This window comes from Vibrio cholerae ATCC 14035 (assembly GCF_000621645.1).
GTDB classification, from domain to species: Bacteria; Pseudomonadota; Gammaproteobacteria; order Enterobacterales; family Vibrionaceae; genus Vibrio; species Vibrio cholerae.
Genome location: NZ_JHXR01000001.1, coordinates 154,551 through 177,113, shown reverse-complemented (window position 1 = coordinate 177,113; position 22,563 = coordinate 154,551). Strand labels below are relative to the sequence as shown.

The 22,563-nt window shown below is 46.5% G+C and carries 23 protein-coding genes; 7 read left to right on the top strand and 16 right to left on the bottom strand.

What is annotated here, in order from left to right:
• Window positions 1–129 precede the first annotated feature (129 nt).
• The 3 genes from rlmA to T411_RS0100925 all read left to right on the top strand — a co-directional run bounded on the left by rlmA (window position 130) and on the right by T411_RS0100925 (window position 2,442).
• On the top strand, window positions 130–948 hold the full coding sequence (gene rlmA, locus T411_RS0100935) for a 23S rRNA (guanine(745)-N(1))-methyltransferase (RefSeq protein WP_000143339.1): 819 nt from the start codon (window positions 130–132) through the stop codon (window positions 946–948).
• Window positions 949–1,025: 77 nt separating this feature from the next.
• On the top strand, window positions 1,026–1,946 hold the full coding sequence (locus T411_RS0100930) for a ChaN family lipoprotein (RefSeq protein ID WP_001259038.1): 921 nt from the start codon (window positions 1,026–1,028) through the stop codon (window positions 1,944–1,946).
• Between the two features lie 139 nt (window positions 1,947–2,085).
• A complete protein-coding gene (locus tag T411_RS0100925) occupies window positions 2,086–2,442 on the top strand; it encodes a hypothetical protein (RefSeq protein WP_001068121.1) in 357 nt (118 codons plus the stop codon).
• A gap of 73 nt (window positions 2,443–2,515) precedes the next feature.
• Here the strand turns inward: T411_RS0100925 and T411_RS0100920 are convergent, their stop codons facing one another.
• Window positions 2,516–3,460: a chemotaxis protein CheV gene (locus T411_RS0100920; RefSeq protein WP_000017256.1), complete on the bottom strand. Its 945-nt coding sequence runs from the start codon at window positions 3,458–3,460 to the stop codon at window positions 2,516–2,518.
• A gap of 104 nt (window positions 3,461–3,564) precedes the next feature.
• Window positions 3,565–4,782: a sugar metabolism global transcriptional regulator Mlc gene (gene mlc, locus T411_RS0100915; RefSeq protein ID WP_000281794.1), complete on the bottom strand. Its 1,218-nt coding sequence runs from the start codon at window positions 4,780–4,782 to the stop codon at window positions 3,565–3,567.
• A 444-nt stretch (window positions 4,783–5,226) separates the two neighbouring features.
• On the opposite strand from mlc, the gene pyk reads away from it, so the two are divergent.
• A complete protein-coding gene (gene pyk / locus T411_RS0100910) occupies window positions 5,227–6,672 on the top strand; it encodes a pyruvate kinase (protein WP_000099574.1) in 1,446 nt (481 codons plus the stop codon).
• A gap of 41 nt (window positions 6,673–6,713) precedes the next feature.
• Here the strand turns inward: pyk and T411_RS0100905 are convergent, their stop codons facing one another.
• Both T411_RS0100905 and cydH read right to left on the bottom strand, forming a co-directional pair.
• The gene (locus T411_RS0100905; protein WP_000834946.1) at window positions 6,714–7,871 is read right to left on the bottom strand and encodes a patatin-like phospholipase family protein; all 1,158 of its coding nucleotides are present in this window, start codon (window positions 7,869–7,871) and stop codon (window positions 6,714–6,716) included.
• 18 nt (window positions 7,872–7,889) lie between these two features.
• On the bottom strand, window positions 7,890–7,979 hold the full coding sequence (cydH, locus tag T411_RS1000000120745; protein ID WP_000434306.1) for a cytochrome bd-I oxidase subunit CydH: 90 nt from the start codon (window positions 7,977–7,979) through the stop codon (window positions 7,890–7,892).
• Between the two features lie 135 nt (window positions 7,980–8,114).
• Between cydH and T411_RS0100895 the strand changes: the two genes are divergently transcribed.
• The 3 genes from T411_RS0100895 to T411_RS1000000120740 all read left to right on the top strand — a co-directional run bounded on the left by T411_RS0100895 (window position 8,115) and on the right by T411_RS1000000120740 (window position 10,773).
• The gene (locus T411_RS0100895; RefSeq protein ID WP_001248969.1) at window positions 8,115–8,705 is read left to right on the top strand and encodes a porin family protein; all 591 of its coding nucleotides are present in this window, start codon (window positions 8,115–8,117) and stop codon (window positions 8,703–8,705) included.
• A gap of 506 nt (window positions 8,706–9,211) precedes the next feature.
• Window positions 9,212–10,672 (top strand): sodium-dependent transporter, encoded by a 1,461-nt coding sequence (locus T411_RS0100890; protein ID WP_000818005.1) that lies wholly within the window; start codon window positions 9,212–9,214, stop codon window positions 10,670–10,672.
• A complete protein-coding gene (locus T411_RS1000000120740) occupies window positions 10,672–10,773 on the top strand; it encodes a MetS family NSS transporter small subunit (RefSeq protein ID WP_000144235.1) in 102 nt (33 codons plus the stop codon). Before T411_RS0100890 ends, T411_RS1000000120740 begins: the two co-directional genes overlap by 1 nt.
• Before the next feature lie 111 nt (window positions 10,774–10,884).
• Here the strand turns inward: T411_RS1000000120740 and ptsG are convergent, their stop codons facing one another.
• From ptsG to plsX, 12 genes are all read right to left on the bottom strand, one after another.
• Window positions 10,885–12,315 carry a PTS glucose transporter subunit IIBC gene (gene ptsG, locus T411_RS0100880; protein WP_000475679.1) on the bottom strand — a complete coding sequence of 477 codons (1,431 nt, stop codon included), beginning with the start codon at window positions 12,313–12,315 and terminating at the stop codon, window positions 10,885–10,887.
• A 443-nt stretch (window positions 12,316–12,758) separates the two neighbouring features.
• A complete protein-coding gene (locus tag T411_RS0100875) occupies window positions 12,759–13,526 on the bottom strand; it encodes a TatD family hydrolase (RefSeq protein ID WP_000497154.1) in 768 nt (255 codons plus the stop codon).
• The gene (locus tag T411_RS0100870; protein WP_001881747.1) at window positions 13,517–14,491 is read right to left on the bottom strand and encodes a DNA polymerase III subunit delta'; all 975 of its coding nucleotides are present in this window, start codon (window positions 14,489–14,491) and stop codon (window positions 13,517–13,519) included. Before T411_RS0100870 ends, T411_RS0100875 begins: the two co-directional genes overlap by 10 nt.
• On the bottom strand, window positions 14,484–15,122 hold the full coding sequence (gene tmk / locus T411_RS0100865; protein WP_000991933.1) for a dTMP kinase: 639 nt from the start codon (window positions 15,120–15,122) through the stop codon (window positions 14,484–14,486). The genes T411_RS0100870 and tmk overlap by 8 nt, the downstream gene beginning before the upstream one ends.
• Entirely contained in the window at window positions 15,119–16,135 is a 1,017-nt protein-coding gene (gene mltG / locus T411_RS0100860; protein WP_000592627.1) for an endolytic transglycosylase MltG, read from the bottom strand. The genes tmk and mltG overlap by 4 nt, the downstream gene beginning before the upstream one ends.
• On the bottom strand, window positions 16,132–16,935 hold the full coding sequence (gene pabC, locus T411_RS0100855; RefSeq protein ID WP_000289970.1) for an aminodeoxychorismate lyase: 804 nt from the start codon (window positions 16,933–16,935) through the stop codon (window positions 16,132–16,134). The genes mltG and pabC overlap by 4 nt, the downstream gene beginning before the upstream one ends.
• Before the next feature lie 77 nt (window positions 16,936–17,012).
• Entirely contained in the window at window positions 17,013–18,257 is a 1,245-nt protein-coding gene (gene fabF, locus T411_RS0100850) for a beta-ketoacyl-ACP synthase II (RefSeq protein ID WP_000044695.1), read from the bottom strand.
• 88 nt (window positions 18,258–18,345) lie between these two features.
• Window positions 18,346–18,582 carry an acyl carrier protein gene (acpP, locus tag T411_RS0100845; protein ID WP_000065130.1) on the bottom strand — a complete coding sequence of 79 codons (237 nt, stop codon included), beginning with the start codon at window positions 18,580–18,582 and terminating at the stop codon, window positions 18,346–18,348.
• A 235-nt stretch (window positions 18,583–18,817) separates the two neighbouring features.
• Window positions 18,818–19,552 (bottom strand): 3-oxoacyl-ACP reductase FabG, encoded by a 735-nt coding sequence (fabG, locus tag T411_RS0100840; protein WP_001918744.1) that lies wholly within the window; start codon window positions 19,550–19,552, stop codon window positions 18,818–18,820.
• A gap of 27 nt (window positions 19,553–19,579) precedes the next feature.
• Window positions 19,580–20,503 carry an ACP S-malonyltransferase gene (gene fabD, locus T411_RS0100835; RefSeq protein WP_000032624.1) on the bottom strand — a complete coding sequence of 308 codons (924 nt, stop codon included), beginning with the start codon at window positions 20,501–20,503 and terminating at the stop codon, window positions 19,580–19,582.
• Window positions 20,504–20,572: 69 nt separating this feature from the next.
• Window positions 20,573–21,523, bottom strand: coding sequence for a beta-ketoacyl-ACP synthase III (locus tag T411_RS0100830; RefSeq protein WP_000287010.1), 951 nt, complete (start codon window positions 21,521–21,523; stop codon window positions 20,573–20,575).
• Between the two features lie 5 nt (window positions 21,524–21,528).
• The gene (plsX, locus tag T411_RS0100825) at window positions 21,529–22,554 is read right to left on the bottom strand and encodes a phosphate acyltransferase PlsX (protein ID WP_001180565.1); all 1,026 of its coding nucleotides are present in this window, start codon (window positions 22,552–22,554) and stop codon (window positions 21,529–21,531) included.
• Window positions 22,555–22,563: the final 9 nt, after the last annotated feature.

The window sequence follows — 22,563 nt, the reverse complement described above, 5'->3', positions numbered from 1 at the left end:
GTTCAAGCCTTTGAGCGGCCTTTATCCCTCGAGCAGTCAACATCAACCGCGTTAAGAGACTGGGTTGCGCTTTGTATTTCGCGCGGCTGCCGTTAAACTTACGCCTCTATTTTGTTGATTGAGACCACCATGACCTTTTTGTGCCCGCTGTGTGAGCATCCCCTAACGCTAAACCAAAATACTTACGCCTGTATCAATCGTCATCAATTTGATGTAGCGAAAGAGGGGTACGTCAATCTGATGCCTGTTCAGCATAAGCGCTCCAAAGATCCCGGTGATAACAAAGAGATGACACAGGCTCGTCGCCGTTTTTTACACACAGGCCACTACGCGCCCATGCGTGAAAAAGTTGCCACATTGTGCCAAACCTATTTAACGGACCGCCAGCAAACGCTGCTCGATATTGGTTGCGGTGAAGGCTACTACACCGATTTTTTTGCCAAGGCTTTGCGCCAGCAAGACAGTGAAGCACAAATTTTTGGGCTCGATATTTCCAAAATCGCCATACGCTACGCGGCCAAACGCTACCCAGAGTGCCAGTTTGCCGTAGCCTCTAGCCACCGCTTACCTTTTGCCAATCAGAGTCTGGATGGCGTGATCCGTATTTACGCACCATGCAAAGACACCGAATTGGAGCGTTGTATCAAAATAGGCGGCATCGTTATCACCGTCACGCCAGCGGCACGTCACCTGTATCAATTTAAACAAGGCATCTACGATCAGGTGCGTTTACATGAAGAGCAACCAGAAACTCTGTCGGGTTTTGAATTGGTTGAAGAGTGTAAACTCCACTACCCTATGGCACTCAATGGCTCAGAAGCGGCAGACTTGCTGCAAATGACTCCGTTTGCTTGGCGTGCCAGTGAGGATTTTAAACACCGTGTTAGTCAAAGTGATACTTTCGAATGTGAAGCCGATTTTATGCTCCGAGTGTATCGCAGAAAATAACTGATAACGATTCTCATTGATTGCATAAGTCAGTCGCCTCCATTACCATGAGCGCAATTTTTATGGAGGCCTTTCTTATGCGCACTATTGCGGCACTTTTCCTTTCTTTCAGCTTACTCGGCTGCTCAGCCACTCCAACGCAAGTTAGTACCTTTTATGACTATCAATTGGCGACGCCAACTGGTGAGCGGATCAGCCTACAGAGATTGCCTGCTGAAATCGAAAACGCTGACGTAATCCTGGTCGGTGAATGGCATACCCACGCAGGTATCCACCGTTTCCAGACTGATTTGCTTAAGCAGATGACGGAAAATGGCCATCCGATGGTACTGTCGATGGAACAGTTTACCCGTGATGCTCAACCCTTGATGGATGACTATCTCACTGGGAAAATTGGTGAGCAGTATCTGATCCAAAAGGCGAATGCTTGGCCTAATTACGAAAGTGATTACCGCCCTTTGGTCGAGTTTGCGAAAAGCCAACAGTTGCCCGTGATTGCTGCCAATGCCCCAAAACCTATCGTGCGTTGCATTGGCCGAGTAGGGATTGATTATCTTGACCGTTTAAGCCCCGAACAGCGCCAATGGGTCGCAACCGAAGTTAACATTCAAGATTCGCCATACAAGAGCACCTTTATGGCTTCAATGCACCATGGCAATCCAGCACAAAATGAGAACCAATATGCGGCGCAAGTCACTTGGGATGAGACCATGGCGGAAAGCATTGTGCGCTATCTTGCGGCCAATCCTGAACGCAAAGTTCTACACATCGCCGGCATGTTCCATACTCAGCAGGGTTTAGGCACGGCGGCATCGATTTTGCGTCGCAACCCAAATCTCAAAGTTGTCATCATCACTCCTGTCGGTGAAATCTCGCCACAAAGTGATGATTATCAACTGCAAGTACTCACGCCACCTGTGCGTTATGTGCAAAAAGCGCATCAAGCCGAAGCGATTAATGCATTGAAAAATCGCAACACAGATCTCGTTTGCGAATAAACATCTCCTCCTCGCCGTCAAACACTCAAAACAGGCACAGCATTTGCTTGCCTGTTTTTCACACATAAAGTGTAAAAATCACGCAAGTTTTTTAGTTTGTGGTCGATATAGTTTCAGAGTGATGACTTAGGAGAGATGTATGAACCCAATAGGCGCAGGATCCGTGCACACATTGCCATCCAACACTACGCTTAAATCTCAGACACCTACTAAGCCAGATACGGCTCCTGCTCCCCTCAAAGTAGAGCAGAACAAAGTCACCTTGTCTGAGGAAGGCAAAGCGCTGCTTGCCGCTTTACAGGAAATTGAAAAAGAAGGTAAAGCGCTAGAAAGCAAAGATAAAACTGTCGGCGATAAAGTTGAAGCTTTCACTTATGGTGCTTTGGGCATGGATCACCCCGAAAAAGTGAAAGAAGTTGAGGACACCTCCTACTCTGCTGGGCAATATCTTTCCGCTGCGGCAACCATAGGCGGCATTCTGTTAGCCGTATTGTAAACTCGCCAATCAACACCATTTAAAAAGGCACTCGATGAGTGCCTTTTTAATGCTATCGGTTCAACCTATATGCTTAGGAAAGCACTTCTCGCAATCTTTCCTGAGCAACTTGTACGAGCAAATCAGGTTGGAACTTAGAAATAAATCGGTTACAGCCTACCTTTTGCACCATGGCTTCATTAAAGCTGCCACTGAGCGAGGTATTGAGTGTGATAAAGAGATCCTTCATACGCGGATCATTACGAATTTCATAAGTCAGCTTATAACCATCCATTTCCGGCATTTCAGCATCCGTAATCATCATGAGTAATTCACTGTAGATGTCTTTACCTTCATCACACCAAGATTTCAATAAATTCAACGCCTGCAAGCCATCATGGCATTCGATGATATTTAAACCTAATTGGGACAGTGTATCTTTCACTTGATTTCGTGCTGTTGAAGAATCATCGACAATCAATATGGTTCGACCATCCATATGGTTGAGTAGGCTCTCATCCAATACTTCTTTGGATATTGAGGCATCATAATGGACGATTTCTGCTAATACCTTCTCCACGTCAATGATCTCAACAATATGTGTCTTGTCTTGTTCTTTGACATGCGTGAATGCCGTTAGATAGTTTGCCCTTCCGGCCGACTTAGGTGGCGGCTGGATTTCCGTCCATGCGGTATTGATGATGTTGCGCACCTGCCCCACCAAAAAGCCCTGTATTGTCCGGTTATACTCAGTAATGATTAGGTTTTGTTCCGTATCTTGAACACGGCGAGGAGGAAAACCGATGGCAGATCGTAAATCGATAACGGGCACTGGTTCACCACGTAATGACGCAACACCAGTGATATGAGGATGCGAGCCTGGCATTTTGGTCAGTAGAGGGACTTTGATCACCTCTCTAACTTTAAAAACGTTTATCGCAAAAATTTGACGACTATTGAGGCTAAACAGTAACAGCTCCAATCGGTTTTCGCCGACCAGATTAGTACGCTGGTCTACCGTGTTCAAAACACCTGACATACGAAATTCCGTTAAATGACTACCTAGGTAACAGTATAGCCGCTAGGTATAAATGTAAATGTAAGCAAAGCTGAAATTCTTACTTCTTGTATGGGAATGGCAGATTATCCTTCGACCACTTTCATTAAGAGTAGACCATCATAGAGCGCCTGCTTGATCAAAGCTGCACCGGGCATGGTCGCTTGTTTATAGAAACGCGACTCGACCAACTTCAAATCTTGATGGTAAACCGGCAAACTCTGCTCACGAATACACTGCTCAATAGAGGGATAAAGAATCGATTTCGCCTGATTAATGACACCGCCAATTAAGATTTTCTCTGGGTTGAATAAGTTAATCACAATTGCGATCGCAGCACCTAAATAACGCCCCAACTGTTGAATCACATCTACAGCAAGCGGATCCCCATCTGCGGCAGCAGCACAAATATCTTCTATCGAAATTTCTTCCACTGTCGCGAGGCAACTAGGCTCTCCGGCTTGAATGCGCGCCGTGACCTGATCGCGAATCGCTTGTGAAGACGCCACGGTCTCTAAGCAGCCGTAGTTTCCGCAATGGCAACGTTTACCTTGCGGATCAATTTGAATATGCCCTAGCTCACCGATATTGCCATGGCGACCTTGCAATACACGTCCATCGAGCACAATACCTGCACCAAGTCCGTGGTGAATGGAGATCAACACAGAATTATCGACATCTTGTGAATGACCAAACAATTTCTCTGCTAAAGCCCAAGCCCGCGTGTCATTTGCAACAAACACAGGCAATCCAGTGGCTTTATAAATTTCTGGCCCTAAAGCTAAATTTTTGACATTGTAGTGCGGCATTTGCAGCACTATACCCTGCTCAGAATTGACCAATCCCGGCAACGTAATAGCAATACTGGTTACACGATCTAACTGCGCGGCGTAGGTTTGAAAAAACTCTTCAATTTCAAACAATAACCGGGCTAACACATCATCTTGATCGATTTCATGGATATCAATTTTGGTATCAATCAACACTTCTCCACCCAACTCGTGGAGAGCAATGGTGAGATAACCTCGACCGAGCCGCATTGAGAGAAACTGCCAACCAAGATTATTGGTCTGAAGGCCAACAGCAGGTCGACCTCGACTGATCGCCTCTTGAACCGTCGTTTCATGAATCAAGTGCGCATCAATCAATTCACGGGTAATTTTGGTAATACTGGCTGGCGCAAGCTCACTCTCTTTCGATAAATCGATGCGAGAGATTGGCCCTTTTTGGTCTATTAGTTTGTATACGCGGCCCGCATTGATCTGCTTAATATGATCAATATGGCCGGGTTGAGCCATGTACATGCGGCGCTCCGGAATTCAACGACAGACCAATTTTTTTACTTTGCGAAGTAATTGTGAAGTTCTTTGTCAGATAGCCGTGACAAATATCACGCATATACCTAGAAGTTTGTGTTTTATATCCAAATATTGGCCTTTATTGCTGCCATTTATTGATGGGTACGATATACCCAAACAGAACAAACACCATCAGCAGCATCAAACAGAACAGGTATAAACAGGATAATAATTTCCCTAAGCCACTATACTTATATCCAAACTACTTGAAGTTGCAGGCTGGCGGCACATTTGCGCAGCCGCCAGAGGCCTTGGCTGAGAACCAAAGCTGACTTTCTTCGCCCCATGAGCATAGACATTCCATGTGATTAGGTGGACAAAGGCAGCCAACACCGCAGCAACGTTAAGTAGGAAGGGTATACCTTACTGTCACATCGAAGGAACAATGATATGAGCTCAACTTTGCGTAGAACAAAAATCGTCGCCACCTTAGGTCCTTCCACAGAAAGCCCTGAAATTCTCGAAGCCATTATCCGAGCCGGAGCCAATGTCGTTCGGATGAATTTTTCACACGGCACCGCGGAAGACCATAAAAACCGTGCGCAGAAAGTTCGCGAAATTGCCGCCAAACTCGGTCGCCACGTCGCCTTATTAGGTGATTTACAAGGTCCAAAAATTCGTGTTTCTACTTTCAAAGAAGGCAAAATTATCCTTAATGAAGGGGAACACTTCATTCTTGATGCGGAATTAGCCAAAGGGGAAGGTACGCAAGAAAGCGTGGGGATTGATTACAAAAAGCTACCGCAAGATGTTTGTAACGACGATATTTTGCTGCTTGATGATGGCCGTGTGCAGTTACAAGTTATGCGAGTTGAAGGCAATAAAATCCACACCAAAGTCTTGGTCGGCGGTCCTCTCTCCAACAATAAAGGGATTAACAAAAAAGGCGGCGGTTTGTCGGCAGATGCTTTGACTGAGAAAGACAAAAATGACATTCGACTTGCGGCAGAAATTCAAGTTGAGTACCTCGCGGTGTCTTTCCCTCGCAATGGTGAAGACATGAAATTCGCGCGCCGCCTTGCCCAAGAATCTGGGCTTTATGCGCGTATGGTCGCCAAAGTTGAACGCGCAGAAACCGTCTCTTGTGATGAAAACATTGATGATATTGTTCGTGCCTCGGATGTCATCATGGTCGCACGGGGTGATCTCGGGGTGGAAATCGGTGACCCCGAACTCATCGCCGTACAGAAAAAGCTGATTTCACGCGCGAAAAAACTCAACCGTGTGGTGATTACCGCAACGCAAATGATGGAATCGATGATCAGTAACCCTATGCCAACCCGCGCCGAAGTCATGGATGTGGCGAATGCGGTGCTCGATGGCACTGACGCTGTGATGCTGTCGGGAGAAACGGCTGCGGGCAAATATCCGGTTGAAACCGTCAAAGCGATGGCTGAAGTCTGCATTGGTGCAGAAAAGATGATTGAGTCGAATGAGCAAAACTATCGCATTAAAAGTGTGTTCCGCACGGAAGAAGAAGCGATTGCTATGTCGACTATCTATGCAGCCAACCACTTAGAAGGCGTTAAAGCCATGGTCACGCTCACCGAATCAGGACGCACCGCATTAATGACCTCAAGGCTCAATTCCGTATTCCCGATTTTTGCGATGTCTGCCAACCAAGCAACCCTCAATCGCTGCGCGTTATTGCGCGGGGTGATCCCTTTCTACTTCGATACCAAACAAGCCAGCGGTCTGGAAGCAGCCATTGCAGCATTAGATGCCCTCAAAGAGCGAAACCTACTCGAAGAAGGGGATCTCGTGATCATTACCCAAGGCGATATTATGGGAGTCGAAGGCTCCACCAACTGTATGCGCATCTTACCTGTCTATTAGTCATCGCAAGAAGAAGGCTGCATAGCCTTCTTCTCTTTACCTCACATCAGATTGCGGGGGAGTTCCTTGCGGAAAGTCTCAGCTTCACTATACGCTTTTAAAAAGCGGTAACCCGCTTTCAGTCCTAGCTCATAGTCATATTGCAGCGCCTCTGGTGAACTCAATAACGAATTCGAGTGCAAAGGCTCACTTGGCATAATTTGCGCGATAAATGTATCGTCATGATGTGCGTCAAGAAACTCAGAAGTCAGCGTATAGGTTTGATAGTGGACCATTAATAAATCCGCCAGCCCCGCATCAAACTTGCTACCCAATAAATGACTGAGCCGATAAATATCATCAGCCCCAAATAACCAGCGCCCACCATTCAGGGCATCCAGATGTTTCTGCTCTTTTTTCTGCTCTTTTGCACGCAGCTTTTGTTGTTGCAGGAATTCATTCCACTCTTGACGCCATCCTGACCACTTATGCTGTAGCTGGTGTTGAAGATGGTTCAGTGGCTCACGCAACCACAGTGGTAATTCCGTCGCTGAGGGAGATGGCGTTTCTTCCTCCTTCGACATAAATTCAGTGCGGATCACCGTGATAAAGCGAGCCTCTTTACGCCACGCTTCTTGCACCGGAATTGATGCTGAAACACCCCCATCAATATATTGCTTACCCGCAAGCGTAACAGGCTCAGGATAAAGGCCAGGGATCGCACAGGTCGCTAAAAGTACTTGCTGCCAATCTGCGCCTAACATAGGAAAATAAGCATCTTTTAAGTCATCCGCAGATGTGACTGCCGCATAAGCCTTGCGCTTACCTAAAGCCTGACGTGCCATGTCCAAATCTAAGCGATAAGGGTATTCACCGATCCGATCCAGCGCCCACTGCATATTCATATATTGTTTACGTCGGATGTAGCTAAATAGATGGAAAAACTCTGCGCGAGTGGTCAGCTCTAAAATAAAGGCTTTACTTAACCCGGTTTGGCGAGATAAAAAGGCGCACAAATTCAAGGCACCTGCTGAAGTGCCATAAAACTCATGGTAAGGGTCAAAATTAGATAATAGAAAAGCGTCCAGTACACCAGCCGTAAAAATACCTCTTTGGCCGCCCCCTTGGGCAACCAGTGCATGTTTACCACCAATGTATTTGGCTAGACGCTGAGTATCGAGCTCAGTCCTTGCATCAGAAACAACTCCACCACTCTTCATTTGCAGGACCACCCAAGACTAGTGTGTAATTGCAATCACTCCAAAGCCGATCAGCACAGTGAAGGTGATCGCAACAATTGCTAGCGCAAACTTCAGATCTTGTTCCATAGAAACCTCCTTGGTTATACAACAAAGTAATAACATCGGTGTGAAGTATCTTCAAGATTTGCTGATTTTTCGTGCACGATTATGCAGTTACTATCACAATACCTTGGTCGTCAAACACTTGGCTAGGATCTGCATATGCGTCAAATAAATCTATTTATTCTCAACACGTTATTTCTGCTTTTTGCGCCACTTTCTGCTGCTGAGTGGATGGTGACGCCTTCCGTCGGTTACACTTTGGGAGGCAAAGTTCTCGATCAAGCTGGCCGTCAATATGATCTTGAGAACTCCAGCAGCTACGCTTTAGCTATTGAAACTACCTACGACAACGGCCGAATTGGCTTGTTTTATTCTACGGAACCTACCGAAGTCCAAACTTTAGTCAATCAAGATGCCTCTATTCATTATCTGCATTTTCAAAGCAGCATTTACTATCCAGTAGCAGAAAAGCTCTCTTCCTTCATTGGCCTAGGTATTGGCGGAGCTTATACCGATGTAGCATGGGCAGATAAGAAATTCGGTTTTTCTGCTAGTGCATTTGGTGGTGTTGAATACCGCATTGCCTCCAACGTCGCACTGAATGCTCAATTACGCTGGTTGGGCACCATGGTTGATAATGATTCAAGCGCGATATGCACCCTGCCTTCGTCAGAAAGCTGCGTGGTGAAATTTAAGTCCGATTGGCTAAACCAAGCCACAGCCTATGTCGGGTTTACCATTCGCTTCTGATGACCGCTTTTTAGTCCCAATTTTTAACAAACTCGCAAAACTGGGCATATCCTCTAAAGGGTGGCTGTTTTTTAGACAGACACTCTTTCTTTTATATTAGATAGTTCTATCAGTTCAATTTACCGATCTCAGTGAGATTCACTAACTCTCACCAATCAGACACCATAATCCTCGATAAAGTCACCCAAACCCAAAGAATACAACCTACAATTAACAAACGAGCAACCTATATAATCTATTGCCACCTACAAAATAAAACGGTAGTCTCGAACCATTGCGTAGCTGATTATTTCAGATTTCGCAAACACACATCGCGTAACTAAGAATTAAATTCTAGGTTTTCGGACAGCAACCAATATATATAACTAACTTTTTGCGGAATCATGGATGATAGAGCAAAAGTTGGCCGCGCAAATATTGTACGGATAACTTTGCCTCCTTTTCCCCCAGATTCAGCGACTGCTGACGAAAAGCTTCATACCCTAGGATATTACAAGGAGTTGTTTATGAAGCGAGAACAATGGGGATCCCGTGTTGGATTCGTATTAGCCGCCGTAGGGTCAGCAATTGGCCTTGGTAACATCTGGCGTTTCCCTTATATGGCCTATGAAAATGGTGGGGGTGCATTTTTCATCCCTTATCTTTTCGCCATGGTCACTGCAGGCATTCCGTTTATGATCCTAGAGTTCAGTATGGGTCAGAAACATCGGGGTTCAGCGCCAACGACACTCGCCAAAATTCACTCAAAATTTGAGTGGTTAGGCTGGTTCCAAGTTGGGATCGCAGCCGTCATTGCTGTTTATTATGTCGCAGTGATTGGTTGGGCTATTTCCTACTTTGGTATGTCGTTTACCCAGAGTTGGGGCAGCGACACTAACGCTTATTTCTTCAGCGAATACCTGAAGTTAGGAGATAACTCGCCCACAAATTTAGGCAGCATTCAATGGCACATTGCATTTGCTATGTTGATTGCTTGGGTCATCACTTATGTAGCCATTGTGGGTGGGGTTAAAAAAGGCATTGAACGTGCATCAAAAATCATGATGCCGATTCTATTTATCATGGTGCTGATTCTGATCGCTCGCATGATCTTCCTACCCGGTGCATTGGATGGCGTGAACTATATGTTCCAGCCCGATTTCAGCAAAATCTGGGATGTAAAAGTTTGGGCAGCCGCTTATGGGCAGATTTTCTTTACTCTGAGTATCGGCTTCGCAATCATGCTAGCGTATTCAAGCTACTTACCTGAGAAATCCGATATTACCAACAACGCCTTTATGACCGTGTTGATCAACTGTGGTTTCTCCGTACTGGCTGGGATCATGATCTTTTCGGTATTGGGCTATATGGCTCAAGAACAAGGAAAACCATTGACGGAAGTCGTTTCAGCCGGTGTTGGTCTTGCTTTTGTTACCTTACCAGCGGCGATCAACTTGTTGCCAATCCCATACATCTTAGGTCCTTTGTTCTTCTTAGCCTTGGTTGTTGCAGGTTTGAGCTCACACATTTCCATCATGGAAGCCGTCACCTCTGCGCTGATTGATAAGCTCGGTTGGAGCCGTAAGAAAGCCGCAAACATCGTTATTGGTATTGGCTTTTTAGTTTCCATGGCTTTTGCAACCAATGGGGGCTTGCTACTACTGGATTTGGTTGACCACTTTGCGAACAACGTGGGCATCATGGCCAGCTGTTTGGTGGAACTGGTATTGATGACTTGGCTATTGAAGATTTCTGATGTTCGTAAATACGTCAACAGCATCTCTGATTTTAGCGTTGGGGTTTGGTTTGATATCTGCCTGCGCTTTGTTTCACCCGTTATCTTAGCGATTATCGTCGCTACTAAACTGCAAGCTCTCTTCACCGAAGGTTACGGTGGCTACGATTTAACACTTGGCTGGGCGATTATCGCTGCGCTATTGGTGATCGGGATTCTGATCAATGCAAGCTCACGTAAGGAAGCATACTAATGACATTCAGTGCAATTATCATGATGATTATCGGTCTTGGGATCACATGGGGTGGCGCAGCCATCTGCATAAAGAAAGCGATGGACAAGGCTTCATCCTAACCACGTAAAGACGGATACAGAACGACGAGGAATCTGTGGATCAATGGCAGATTCCTCAAAACATAAAAAAGGAGACCTAAGGTCTCCTTTTCTCTAGGGGGAAGAATGAGATTAACCGTTGTTACGGATCCACTCATCCATTTCAGTTTTCAGGTTGTCTGATTTAGTACCGAAGATAGCTTGTACACCACCAGAAACCATAACCACACCTGCTGCACCAAGCTTTTTCAGCTTATCCTGATCAACCAGAGCAGTATCGGCTACCGATACACGCAAACGAGTGATACACGCATCTAGGTTAGTAATGTTCGCTTTACCACCGAATGCGGCAACCAGATCACCAGCCAGCTCATTACCGCTTGATGCCGATTTATCAGCGCTCTCGTCTTCACGACCTGGTGTTTTTAGGTTAAGAGCACGGATAACGAATGTGAATACTACGTAGTACAGCACAGCGTAGCCAATGCCTAAGCCAACCAGCAGTAACATGTTATCTGCACGTGGTGATTGAACAACAAAGTCAATGAAACCGTTAGAGAAGGTATGACCGTGAACCACGCCCAGCGCGTTAGTCAGAACGTAAGCCAGACCTGCTAATACAGCGTGGATAGCGTACAGTACTGGAGCTACGAACAAGAATGCGAATTCGATTGGCTCAGTAATACCGGTTAGGAATGAAGTCAGAGCAGCAGAAGCCATGATACCCATTACTTTTGCACGGTTTTCAGGCTTAGCACAGTGAGCGATAGCAAATGCAGCGGCTGGAAGACCGAACATTTTGAACAAATAGCCACCTGCCAATTGACCGAAGCCATTGCCTGCCGCACGAGAAGCATCGTCAGCCGTTAGGAAGCAAGTCATGATGCCGTTAACGGTTTCACCCGCACCATTCACACAAGTACCAGCTTGGTAGAAGAAAGGTACGTTCCAAATATGATGCAGACCAAATGGGATCAGTGAACGCTCAACGATACCGTAGATACCAAATGCGGTTACAGGATCTTGGTTTGCCGCCCAGTCAGAGAAAGTGGCGATCGCAGAACCGATTGGTGGCCAAATGAATGACAGAACCACACCCAGTGCAATCGAAATAAAACCCGTGATGATTGGAACAGCACGTTTACCTGCAAAGAAACCCAGATATTCAGGCAGTTGAATTTTGTAGAAACGGTTGAATGACCAAGCTGCAACACCACCGGCTAGGATACCACCCAGAACACCAGTATCGATGCCGCTCACACCCATCACAGTTGCCATGACTTTTAAAGTCGCAACCATAATGCCGTAACCGACGATAGCAGACAGACCAGATACACCGTCGTTGTTAGTAAAGCCTAGGGCAACACCGACCGCAAATAGCAATGGCATTTGACCAAAGACTGAACCACCCGCCTGTTCCATGAGATGTGATACCACTTCTGGTAGCCAGCTAAAATTAGCGGCACCCACGCCTAGCAAAATACCGGCGACAGGCAAAACTGATACTGGCAGCATCAGCGCCTTACCGACCTTTTGCAGATTCGCAAAAGCGTTCTTAAACATGTTTATGCTCCTGATTAAGTTATTAGAATTGCTGGGACTAACGGCATACCCCCGTAGCCTAAATGTTAGCACCCAGTGAAAATGTAACCACTTTTTGCATTATATTTTCCGGCTCTAAATATATCTTGATACCCCTCAAATTTTCTAGTTTGCGACGAAATTAAGTTTCAAATTACTAATTAGATCACAATCGGCAACCTTTCATTTTCAACTCAAAAATCAACCTAAACATATGTTTTGTATAAAACTAATTATTGATAGCATTAATTTTACTGGGTAAATAAAATAGATATGCATGTTATTTTTAGTAACAAAATTACAATTTGAGGAATTCCGCTCTATTTTTCAACAAATACAGTAAACACCTGCTTATTTAGAATTTCTTATTTATTTGACGAATAAAAAAGCGAGCAAACGCTCGCTTTTTTATCTAAATATGATTTTCATCGCAAAAAAAGATTTTGAAAATTTTGTGTTGTTTTTTGCGCAACTTCTGTCAAAGAAACGCCTTTTAGAGCGGCAATATAGGCAGCGACTTCGACCACATAAGCAGGTTGGTTCTCTTTACCACGATGCGGTACTGGGGCGAGATAAGGTGAATCCGTTTCAATCAAAAGACGATCCAGAGGTAAGGCTTTCACGACCTCTTTAAGATCGGTTGCTTGTCGGAAAGTCACAATCCCTGAAATAGAGATGTAGAATCCCAGCTCCATCGCAGCTTGAGCAAAAGCAAGATCCTCTGTGAAACAGTGAATCACACCACCACACTGCTGCGCTTTTCCTTCTCTCAGTAATTGAAGAGTATCTTGTTGAGCATTACGAGTATGAATGATCAGCGGTTTATTCAGAGCCACTGCAGTCTCAATCTGCTGCCGAAAACGCAGTTTTTGTAAATCGGCGGTTTCAGGTTGGTAATGATAATCCAACCCCGTTTCGCCAATCGCAACCACTCGAGGATGCTGTGCATATTGGTGGAAAAGGTCGAGCGAGAAATCACTCTGCACATCCAGTGGATGCACACCACAAGAAGCATACACTTGCGAGAAAGGCTCGATCATCGCGAGCATCTTAGGGAAAGAATCAAGCGTAACGCCAACCGAGAGTAAATATTCCACTTTGGCTTGGTGCGCTTTGTCGAGCACATCGCTGACATCCGCGTGTAAGTCTTGGTAATCCAACTTGTCGAGATGACAATGAGAATCTACAAACATGTTTCCTCATCACTAAATTGATATAACCATTGCAGCAACAGCAGTTCTGTATTCAATCCACTGAACTGGTTCAATTGTTCCATCAGCCTTTCCAAGCTCGCTGTCTGCACATGAAGTTTAGAATAGGTAAAACGGCCAGCTAATGCGGCACTTGCTGGGGGATAATAGTCTTGCTGCACACCAAAGTGAATTTTTTGCGCATCGGTCAAAACACACCAAACCCAATACAAATGCGTGGTCAGATCGGCATCGATGAGTGCGATACATTTAAGTTGCGCATTCACATCGCCACTCAGCGCATTCATCAGTTGGCTTTCAAGCTCATGATATTTTTCCGCGCCCCCTTCTAGCATAAAGGCACGGGTTTTGAGCGGTGAATCTGCGCAAAGATGTAAGGCGTAAGCAGGCGTCGTGATCCCCTGCCCTTTTAGCCACTCAACCACCAACGCAGTGGTTGGCGCAGGGAGCACTAATCTTTGGCAACGGCTAACTATCGTCGGCAAAAGATGCTTAATCCGAGAGGTAACCAAAATAAATAGACAGTTTGGTGCAGGCTCTTCGAGCGTTTTCAGTAGCGCGTTGGCGGAAGATTCATTCATCGCATCGGCAGGCTCAATCACAATCAAGCGATAACCGGAGAGCTGGGACGACTCTTGGGCGATACGATTCATCTGGCGAATTTGCTCCACCGTGATCGATTTCCCGATCTTTTCAGGCTTAACAACATGAAAGTCGGGATGATTTCCCGATTGCATTAGACCGCAACTATGGCAAAAACCGCATGGCTCACTTTGGCTACTCGTACACATCAAGGTGCGGGCCATGAGTTCAACCAAACTCTCAACGCCTACTCCTTCTGATGCCTGAATTAACGTCGCTGACGAGATTTTTCCTGCAGCTAATCCCGCTTGCCAAGGCTGCCAAACGGGAACTAACCAAGGGTAAAGAGAATTGAGATTAGACACGGTTAACTTGACTCAACCAATCTTGTAAAGCACGACGAATATCGGCCGTGACCTGTTCAATCGACTGTGCTGCATCAATCATAACCACAGAATCATCGCTATTGGCTAATTCAAGGTAACGCTCACGAGCACGCTCAAAAAAGCTGATGTCCATTTTTTCAATGCGATCCAACTCACCACGGCCGCGAGCACGTTCCAAACCAAGCTTAGGGTCGATATCCAAATATAAGGTTAAGTCGGGTTTGAAATCCCCAAGCGCGGTCTGTTTGAGGCTTTGCATCGTGCTTGGTGCAATTTGTCGGCCACCACCTTGATAAGCTTGAGAAGACATATCATGGCGATCACCGACCACCCACTCACCTCTTGCTAACGCGGGTTTAATAACATTTTCCACCAGTTGTACTCGCGCGGCATACACCAAGAGTAACTCAGTAATATCTTGAAGCTCTTCGCCCGGGTGCTCTTCTTTCACTAACGCGCGCAGCTTCTCAGCCAGCAGCGTACCGCCGGGTTCACGAGTGCGAGTGATGTGATCAATCCCATTTTGCTGTAAGGTTTCTACCACCACTTGAATCGCCGTGCTTTTGCCCGCCCCTTCAAGACCTTCAATTACGATAAATTTTGCGTTCATTGTTTTGTTCTAAGTTTTTTGAGATAAGCACGCACAGCACGGTTATGATCTGCGAGTGTCTTAGAGAAATTGTGTCCACCCTCACCGCTTGCCACAAAGTAAAGATAATCACTCTGTTCAGGATTGAGTGCGGCATAAATTGACGCTTCTCCGGGCATTGCGATAGGCGTTGGAGGTAACCCATTGATCACATAAGTGTTATATGGTGTACGGGCACGCAAATCTTTCTTACGGATATTGCCATCGTAGGTCTCTCCCATCCCGTAAATCACCGTTGGATCCGTTTGTAAGCGCATGCGCTTATTCAAACGATTAATGAAAACGGCCGCAATGCGTTCGCGTTCCTCGGCAATTGAGGTTTCTTTTTCAATGATCGAGGCAAGGATTAAGGCCTCATAAGGCGTCTGGATCGGCAGTCCCTCTTGGCGATGCTCCCAAGTCACTTGTAGAAACTTTTCCAATTTCTGATTAGCTCGTTTGAGGATCTCTACATCGCTGGTTCCTTTCGTAAAATGATACGTTTCGGCAAGAAACAAACCTTCCAGCTTTTCATGCTCAATGCCTAAAGCCTTCGCAATATCGATTTCAGTCAGACCCGTCAGTTGCTGGGTGATGTTTTCGTTGCTTGCGAGGATATCCCGCCACTCTTGAAAACGACTGCCCTCCACGAAGGTGATGGAAAATTGATGCTCTTTACCAGAAACCAATAGCGCCAAAGCCTGCTCTAAAGACATATCAGGTTGTAGCTTGTAAGTTCCTGCCTTAATTTTGGAGAGTTCAGGATGAAAACGACGTACCCATTCGGCAACAAAGCTATCTTGGATCCAAGCTTGTTCGGTTAACTGGGCCAGCTCTCGACTGAGAGTGGTCCCTGAGGCGATCGTGACGAGCTGAGCCTCTTGGATCATCAAAGGCTGAGCCAGATACTGATCCATCTGCTTAACAACATAAAAGTAGCTGCCTGCCACAATACCGATCAGAGCAACCAACACCAATACCCGCTTTTTAATCACGAATTACTACTCTCCTGAAATCGTCGCGTCATGCTACCTATCGTCAATCGTTGTTGACCAATTTGTGTGACTGGAGCAACCTCAAGTAAGGCATTGGTAATAAACACTTCCTCAGCACTCAATAGGTCTTCCAGCGTAAATTCATCAATCACAATAGGAATCTCTTGTTGCTGCGCGAGTTCGAGTATCTGTCGACGCGCAACACCGGCGACTCCGGCATGTCTTAAACAAGGTGTAAACATCGTCCCATCTCTACACCAAAATATATTAGCTGCGGTGGTTTCAATCACCTTGCCATTGATGTCTAAACAGACCCCATCATCCCATCCCGCGTTATCCATCTCGCGTTTGAGTAGGATCTGCTCCAGTCGATTATTATGTTTGTGCCCCGCCAACAGAGGATTTAATCCCATTCGCTGCTGACAAATCCCCACAGCCAATCCCTTATCACGCCATGCTTGATAGTGGGCAGGAAAAGCAAAGGCGCTAATAGTAACAATGCTTTCACTCACTTGAGTAGGACTGTAACCTCGCCCTCCCAAACCTCGGCTGATGTGTATTTTCAGTCCAGCTTTCTCCTGCGGCAGGATCATGCTTTGCAGTCCCTGCCATACCCGATCCCAATTGGGCTCGGGTATGTGCAAGATATCAAGACAGGCCTGTAATCGCGCCTTATGTGAGGACCATTGCTGCACCTGACCTTCTTTGGTCAGTATAGTCGTGAAGCAACCATCGCCATACTGAAATGATCGATCATGAATAGGCACTTCATTACGCCGTTGACCATTGACCCAGTACATGCTCTCACTCCATAAAAAGAAACGGCTCAATGCTATGCATCAAGCCGTCTTAACTCAAGTAAAGAGTGATGAAGTTTTTACATGCGCTTGAAAATCAAGCTACCGTTAGTACCACCAAAGCCAAACGAGTTACACATGGCGTATTCCATACTCTCAACTTTACGGGCAACATGCGGTACTAAATCGACACCCAAACCTTCTTCAGGATTATCCAGATTGATGGTCGGTGGAACCATTTGATCCACCAAAGACATCACAGTGATGATCGCTTCGACAGAACCTGCAGCACCTAATAAGTGACCCGTCATGGACTTGGTAGAAGAAACCAGAACTTGCTTAGTCCCTGCTTCACCCAACGCACGTTTAATGCCTTTCACTTCAGCCACATCGCCCGCAGGGGTAGATGTACCGTGAGCATTAACATAACCAATCTGCTCACCAGTCACGCCTGCATCACGCATGGCCGCTTCCATCGCCAGCGCACCGCCAGAGCCGTCTTCACTCGGTGAAGTCATATGATAAGCATCACCTGACATACCGAAGCCAACCACTTCTGCGTAAATTTTCGCGCCACGCGCTTTCGCGTGTTCGTACTCTTCAAGCACCATGATGCCGGCACCGTCACCGAGCACGAAACCATCACGGTCTTTATCCCAAGGACGAGACGCTTTTTGCGGTTCATCATTACGAGTTGAGAGTGCTTTCGCCGCACCAAAACCCGCCATGCCCAGTGGCGTTGACGCTTTTTCTGCACCACCTGCAACCATCGCATCCGCATCACCGTAAGCAATCATACGTGCTGCATGGCCGATATTGTGCAAGCCCGTGGTACAGGCGGTAGAGATCGCAATATTGGGACCACGTAAGCCACGCATGATAGACAAGTTACCGGCAATCATGTTGACAATAGTTGAGGGAACGAAGAAAGGGCTAACCTTACGTGGGCCTTTCTCGATTAAAGCTTGATGTCCGGTTTCAATCAGCTCAAGGCCGCCGATACCCGAACCAATCGCAACGCCAATACGCGCAGCATTTTCTTCATTAACTTCTAGGCCTGAATCTTCCAAAGCCTGAATGCCCGCAGCGATACCATACTGGATAAACAAATCCATTTTGCGAGCATCTTTTTTTGACATGTACTGTTCGCAGTCAAAACCTTTTACCAGGCCTGCGAAACGAGTAGAAAAATTGGTAGTGTCGAAGTGCTCAATGTTGACGATGCCGCTTTGGCCGGCCAACAAGGCTTTCCAAGATGACTCTACAGTGTTGCCTACCGGTGACAACATACCCATGCCAGTGACAACAACGCGACGCTTGGACACGATAATATTCTCCGGAATTGAAATTGAAATGAGAGAGGGTTGAGAACTAAGAAAAATTCAGGCGGCCAGTGAGCCGCCTGAGGAGAGATTACTGAGCGTTGCTGGTTACGTAATCGATCGCAGCTTGAACAGTAGTGATCTTCTCTGCTTCTTCATCAGGAATCTCAGTATCGAATTCCTCTTCCAGAGCCATTACCAGCTCAACAGTGTCCAGAGAATCAGCACCCAGGTCTTCAACGAAAGAAGATTCATTCTTTACTTCTGCTTCGTCTACACCTAGCTGTTCAACAATGATTTTCTTTACGCGTTCTTCGATGTTGCTCATTTTTTCTTTTCCTTTACAGATTTCGCCTAATGCGATGATTCCGTAGTTTATTCGAACTAGGGAAAGTTGCAAGCGTGAGGTTTCTGGTCTAACCACAAATTAGGCGATTTTAACCGAAATTCACACCATTTTTGATATAAATCATGCATAAATATTGTGCATGTTACTTACATTTTTCACACAAATTTGCCTCACGAGCGCTGAATTTGCTCAATCGCTCAATAAGGCAAAATTGTTAGATCATGTACATACCGCCGTTGACATGCAGTGTCTCGCCGGTGATGTATGCCGCTTCTGGTGATGCAAGGAAAGCAACCGCAGACGCAATTTCACGAGGATCCCCCAGTCGACCTGCTGGAACCTGCGCTAGTGTAGCAGTACGTTGCTCGTCATTCAGCGCTTTTGTCATATCAGTTTCGATAAAACCTGGTGCAACTGTGTTGACGGTCACACCGCGCGATGCAACTTCACGCGCCATTGACTTAGTAAAGCCAATTACGCCCGCTTTTGCTGCCGCGTAGTTGGCTTGACCTGCGTTACCCATAGTGCCAACAACAGAGCCAACATTGATGATACGACCTTGACGTTTTTTCATCATGCCACGCAAAACGGCTTTAGACAGACGGAAAATCGACGTCAGATTGGTCTCCATAATGTCTGACCACTCTTCTTCTTTCATGCGCATCAGCAGATTATCGCGAGTGATACCAGCATTGTTCACCAGAATGTCGACGCCGCCGAACTCGTCGGTAATGGCTTTCAGAACCGCTTCAATCGACTCAGGATTGGTCACATTCAATGCCATACCTTTGCCGTTGTCACCCAAGTAATCGCTGATCGCCTGCGCACCGCTTTCGCTGGTTGCCGTACCAATCACTTTGGCACCACGTTCAGCTAAGAGTTCAGCAATCGCTTTACCAATGCCGCGGCTTGCGCCAGTCACAAGAGCAACTTTGCCCTCTAGATTCATGAATTGACTCATGTTTTCTTCCTGTTGTTATTTCACCGCATCCAAAGAAGCCACGTCATTGACTGCGACACCTTCTAGGGTTTTTACAATACGTTTTGTTAGACCAGTCAATACTTTACCCGGCCCCATTTCAATCAGCTTTTCGACACCTTGTGCGCTCATTTGTTCAACGCATTCAGTCCAACGAACTGGGCTATAGAGTTGACGAATCAACGCATCTTTAATTTTTACCGGATCCGTTTCAGCCACAACATCAACGTTATTGATGACCGGAATTTGTGGTGCATTGAATTCAAGCTCTGCTAGAGTTTTTGCCAATTCATCGGCAGCAGGCTTCATCAACGCGCAGTGTGATGGTACGGAAACTGGCAGAGGCAGCGCACGTTTCGCGCCCGCTTCTTTACACAGAACGCCCGCACGCTCAACCGCATCTTTTTGACCAGCAATAACCACTTGGCCTGGTGAGTTAAAGTTTACAGGAGAAACCACTTCACCTTGCGCCGCGTCAGCACAGGCTTTAGCAATCGCTTCATCTTCTAGACCGATGATCGCGTACATTGCACCCGTACCGGCAGGCACCGCTTGTTGCATCAATTGACCACGCAGCTCAACCAGCTTGATCGCTTGTTTAAAATCAATCACGCCCGCACATACCAGTGCTGAATATTCACCCAAGCTGTGACCAGCTAAAACCGCAGGTTGCTCAAGACCCAGTTGCTGCCATACACGCCAAATCGCAACAGAGGCGGCAAGCAACGCAGGTTGAGTACGGAAAGTTTGGTTGAGATCTTCCACAGGGCCATCTTGAACCAGCGCCCACAGATCGTAACCAAGCACTTCTGAAGCTTCGGCGAATGTTTGTTTTACCACAGCATACTGCTCGGCAAGGTCAGCCAGCATACCTACTGCTTGCGAGCCCTGACCTGGAAATACGATAGCAAACTTACTCATAAATCTTTCCTTCATCTAAGAATGGATAAGGAGTCCTAGGACTCCTTAAAGTCAAAATTCATTGTGCGTTTAGAACTTCACCAGAGCAGAGCCCCATGTGAAACCACCACCAAAAGCTTCGAGCAGTAGCATCTGCCCACGCTGAATACGACCATCACGCACGGCTTCATCCAACGCTGTAGGCACAGTCGCCGCAGAGGTGTTGCCATGACGGTCTAAGGTAATCACCACCTGATCGAGCGACATCGAAAGTTTTTTCGCGGTTGCTGAGATAATCCGGTAGTTCGCTTGATGTGGTACCAACCAATCGAGCTCAGACTTGTGCATGTTGTTGGCTTTCAGCGTATCAACTACCAGTTTAGATAGTTGAGTTACTGCGACTTTGAACACTTCGTTCCCCGCCATGTGCAGCCATTTATCGCTATCACCACCACGAACAGGCACTTCAAGGCTCAGTAAATCACCAAACTCGCCATCCGCGTGGATGTGAGTAGAAAGAATGCCCGGCTCGTTACTTGCGCCCACCACTACCGCGCCAGCACCATCCCCAAATAAGATAATGGTCGAACGATCTGTGGGGTCACAGGTTTTGGACAACGCATCCGCACCAATCACCAAAACATGTTTGCACATGCCAGATTTGACATGCTGATCAGCAATAGAGAGCGCGTACATAAAACCAGAACACGCTGCGGCCAAATCAAACGCTGGACATCCTTTAATTCCCAGTTTGCCTTGCACTTGGCAAGCGGCTGATGGGAAAGTGTGGCTCGCACTGGTGGTCGCCACAATAATCATATCGATGTCGTGTTTATCAATACCGGCCATGTTTATGGCATTTTGTGCAGCGAAGAATGCCATATCGGCAACGGTTTCATTGTCAGCCGCAATACGACGCTCGCGAATACCAGTACGAGCAACAATCCACTCATCACTGGTCTCTACCATTTTCTCTAAGTCTGCGTTAGTACGCACCTGAGATGGCAAGTAGCTGCCAGTACCTAAAATTTTGCTATACATGAAGACTAATAATGCCTCTCGAGTAAAACCGCTTCCAAACGATCGCTTATACGGCTGGGTACTTGTCGTTTCACCTCATGCACCGCTTCAGAAATCGCATTCACGACCGCGGATACATCAGCACTTCCATGGCTCTTAATGACAATGCCGCGCAATCCTAGCAAACTTGCGCCGTTATACTGGTCGGGGTTCAGGGTTTTTAATTCAGTAAAGAGCTCAGAAAACAGTTTTCTTGCAATCCAACCCTTTATGGATGAGGCTAAAAGCGATTTTTTTAACTTATCGATAAAGAGTTGCGCTGTTCCTTCACACGCTTTAAGGCAGACATTCCCGACAAAGCCATCGCACACTATCACATCTGCCGCATCAGTTAACAGTTGATTACCCTCAATATAACCAATGAAATTGATCGCCTGAGTTTGGGTCAGCATTTCCGCACAGCGCTTAACCAGATCATTGCCTTTAATCTCTTCTGCACCGATGTTTAAAATTGCCACTCGTGGAGCTTGCTGCAGATGCTGCTCAGCAAGCGCGGCGCCCATCACCGCAAATTGAAACAGAGAATCGGCATCACTTGAGACATTCGCGCCCAGATCGAGCATCCAGGTTTTGCGGCCAGAAATAGTGGGCAGAGCAGAAACCAGCGCCGGACGATCAATACCCGGTAGCAATTTGAGACGAAAACGCGACAGCGCCATCAAAGCGCCGGTATTTCCGCCACTGACACACGCATCCGCTTGATTTTCAGCAACAAGATCAATCGCCATGCCCATAGAACTGCCAGCACTATGACGTAAAGCAAGCGAAGGTTTTTCGGAGTTGGAGATGACACGGTCACTGTGCACAATACTTAAACGCGTATCGGCCGAATAACCAAGAAGAGAGAGTTGTTGAGTGATCTGATGTTGATCACCCACTAAGATCACTTTTAGCTCTGGGAAATGTGACAGTGCCTGCACGGCGGCAGGCACTGTTACGCGTGGACCGAAATCCCCGCCCATTGCATCAAGTGCAACGGTTAAATTTTGCAAAGGTCAACC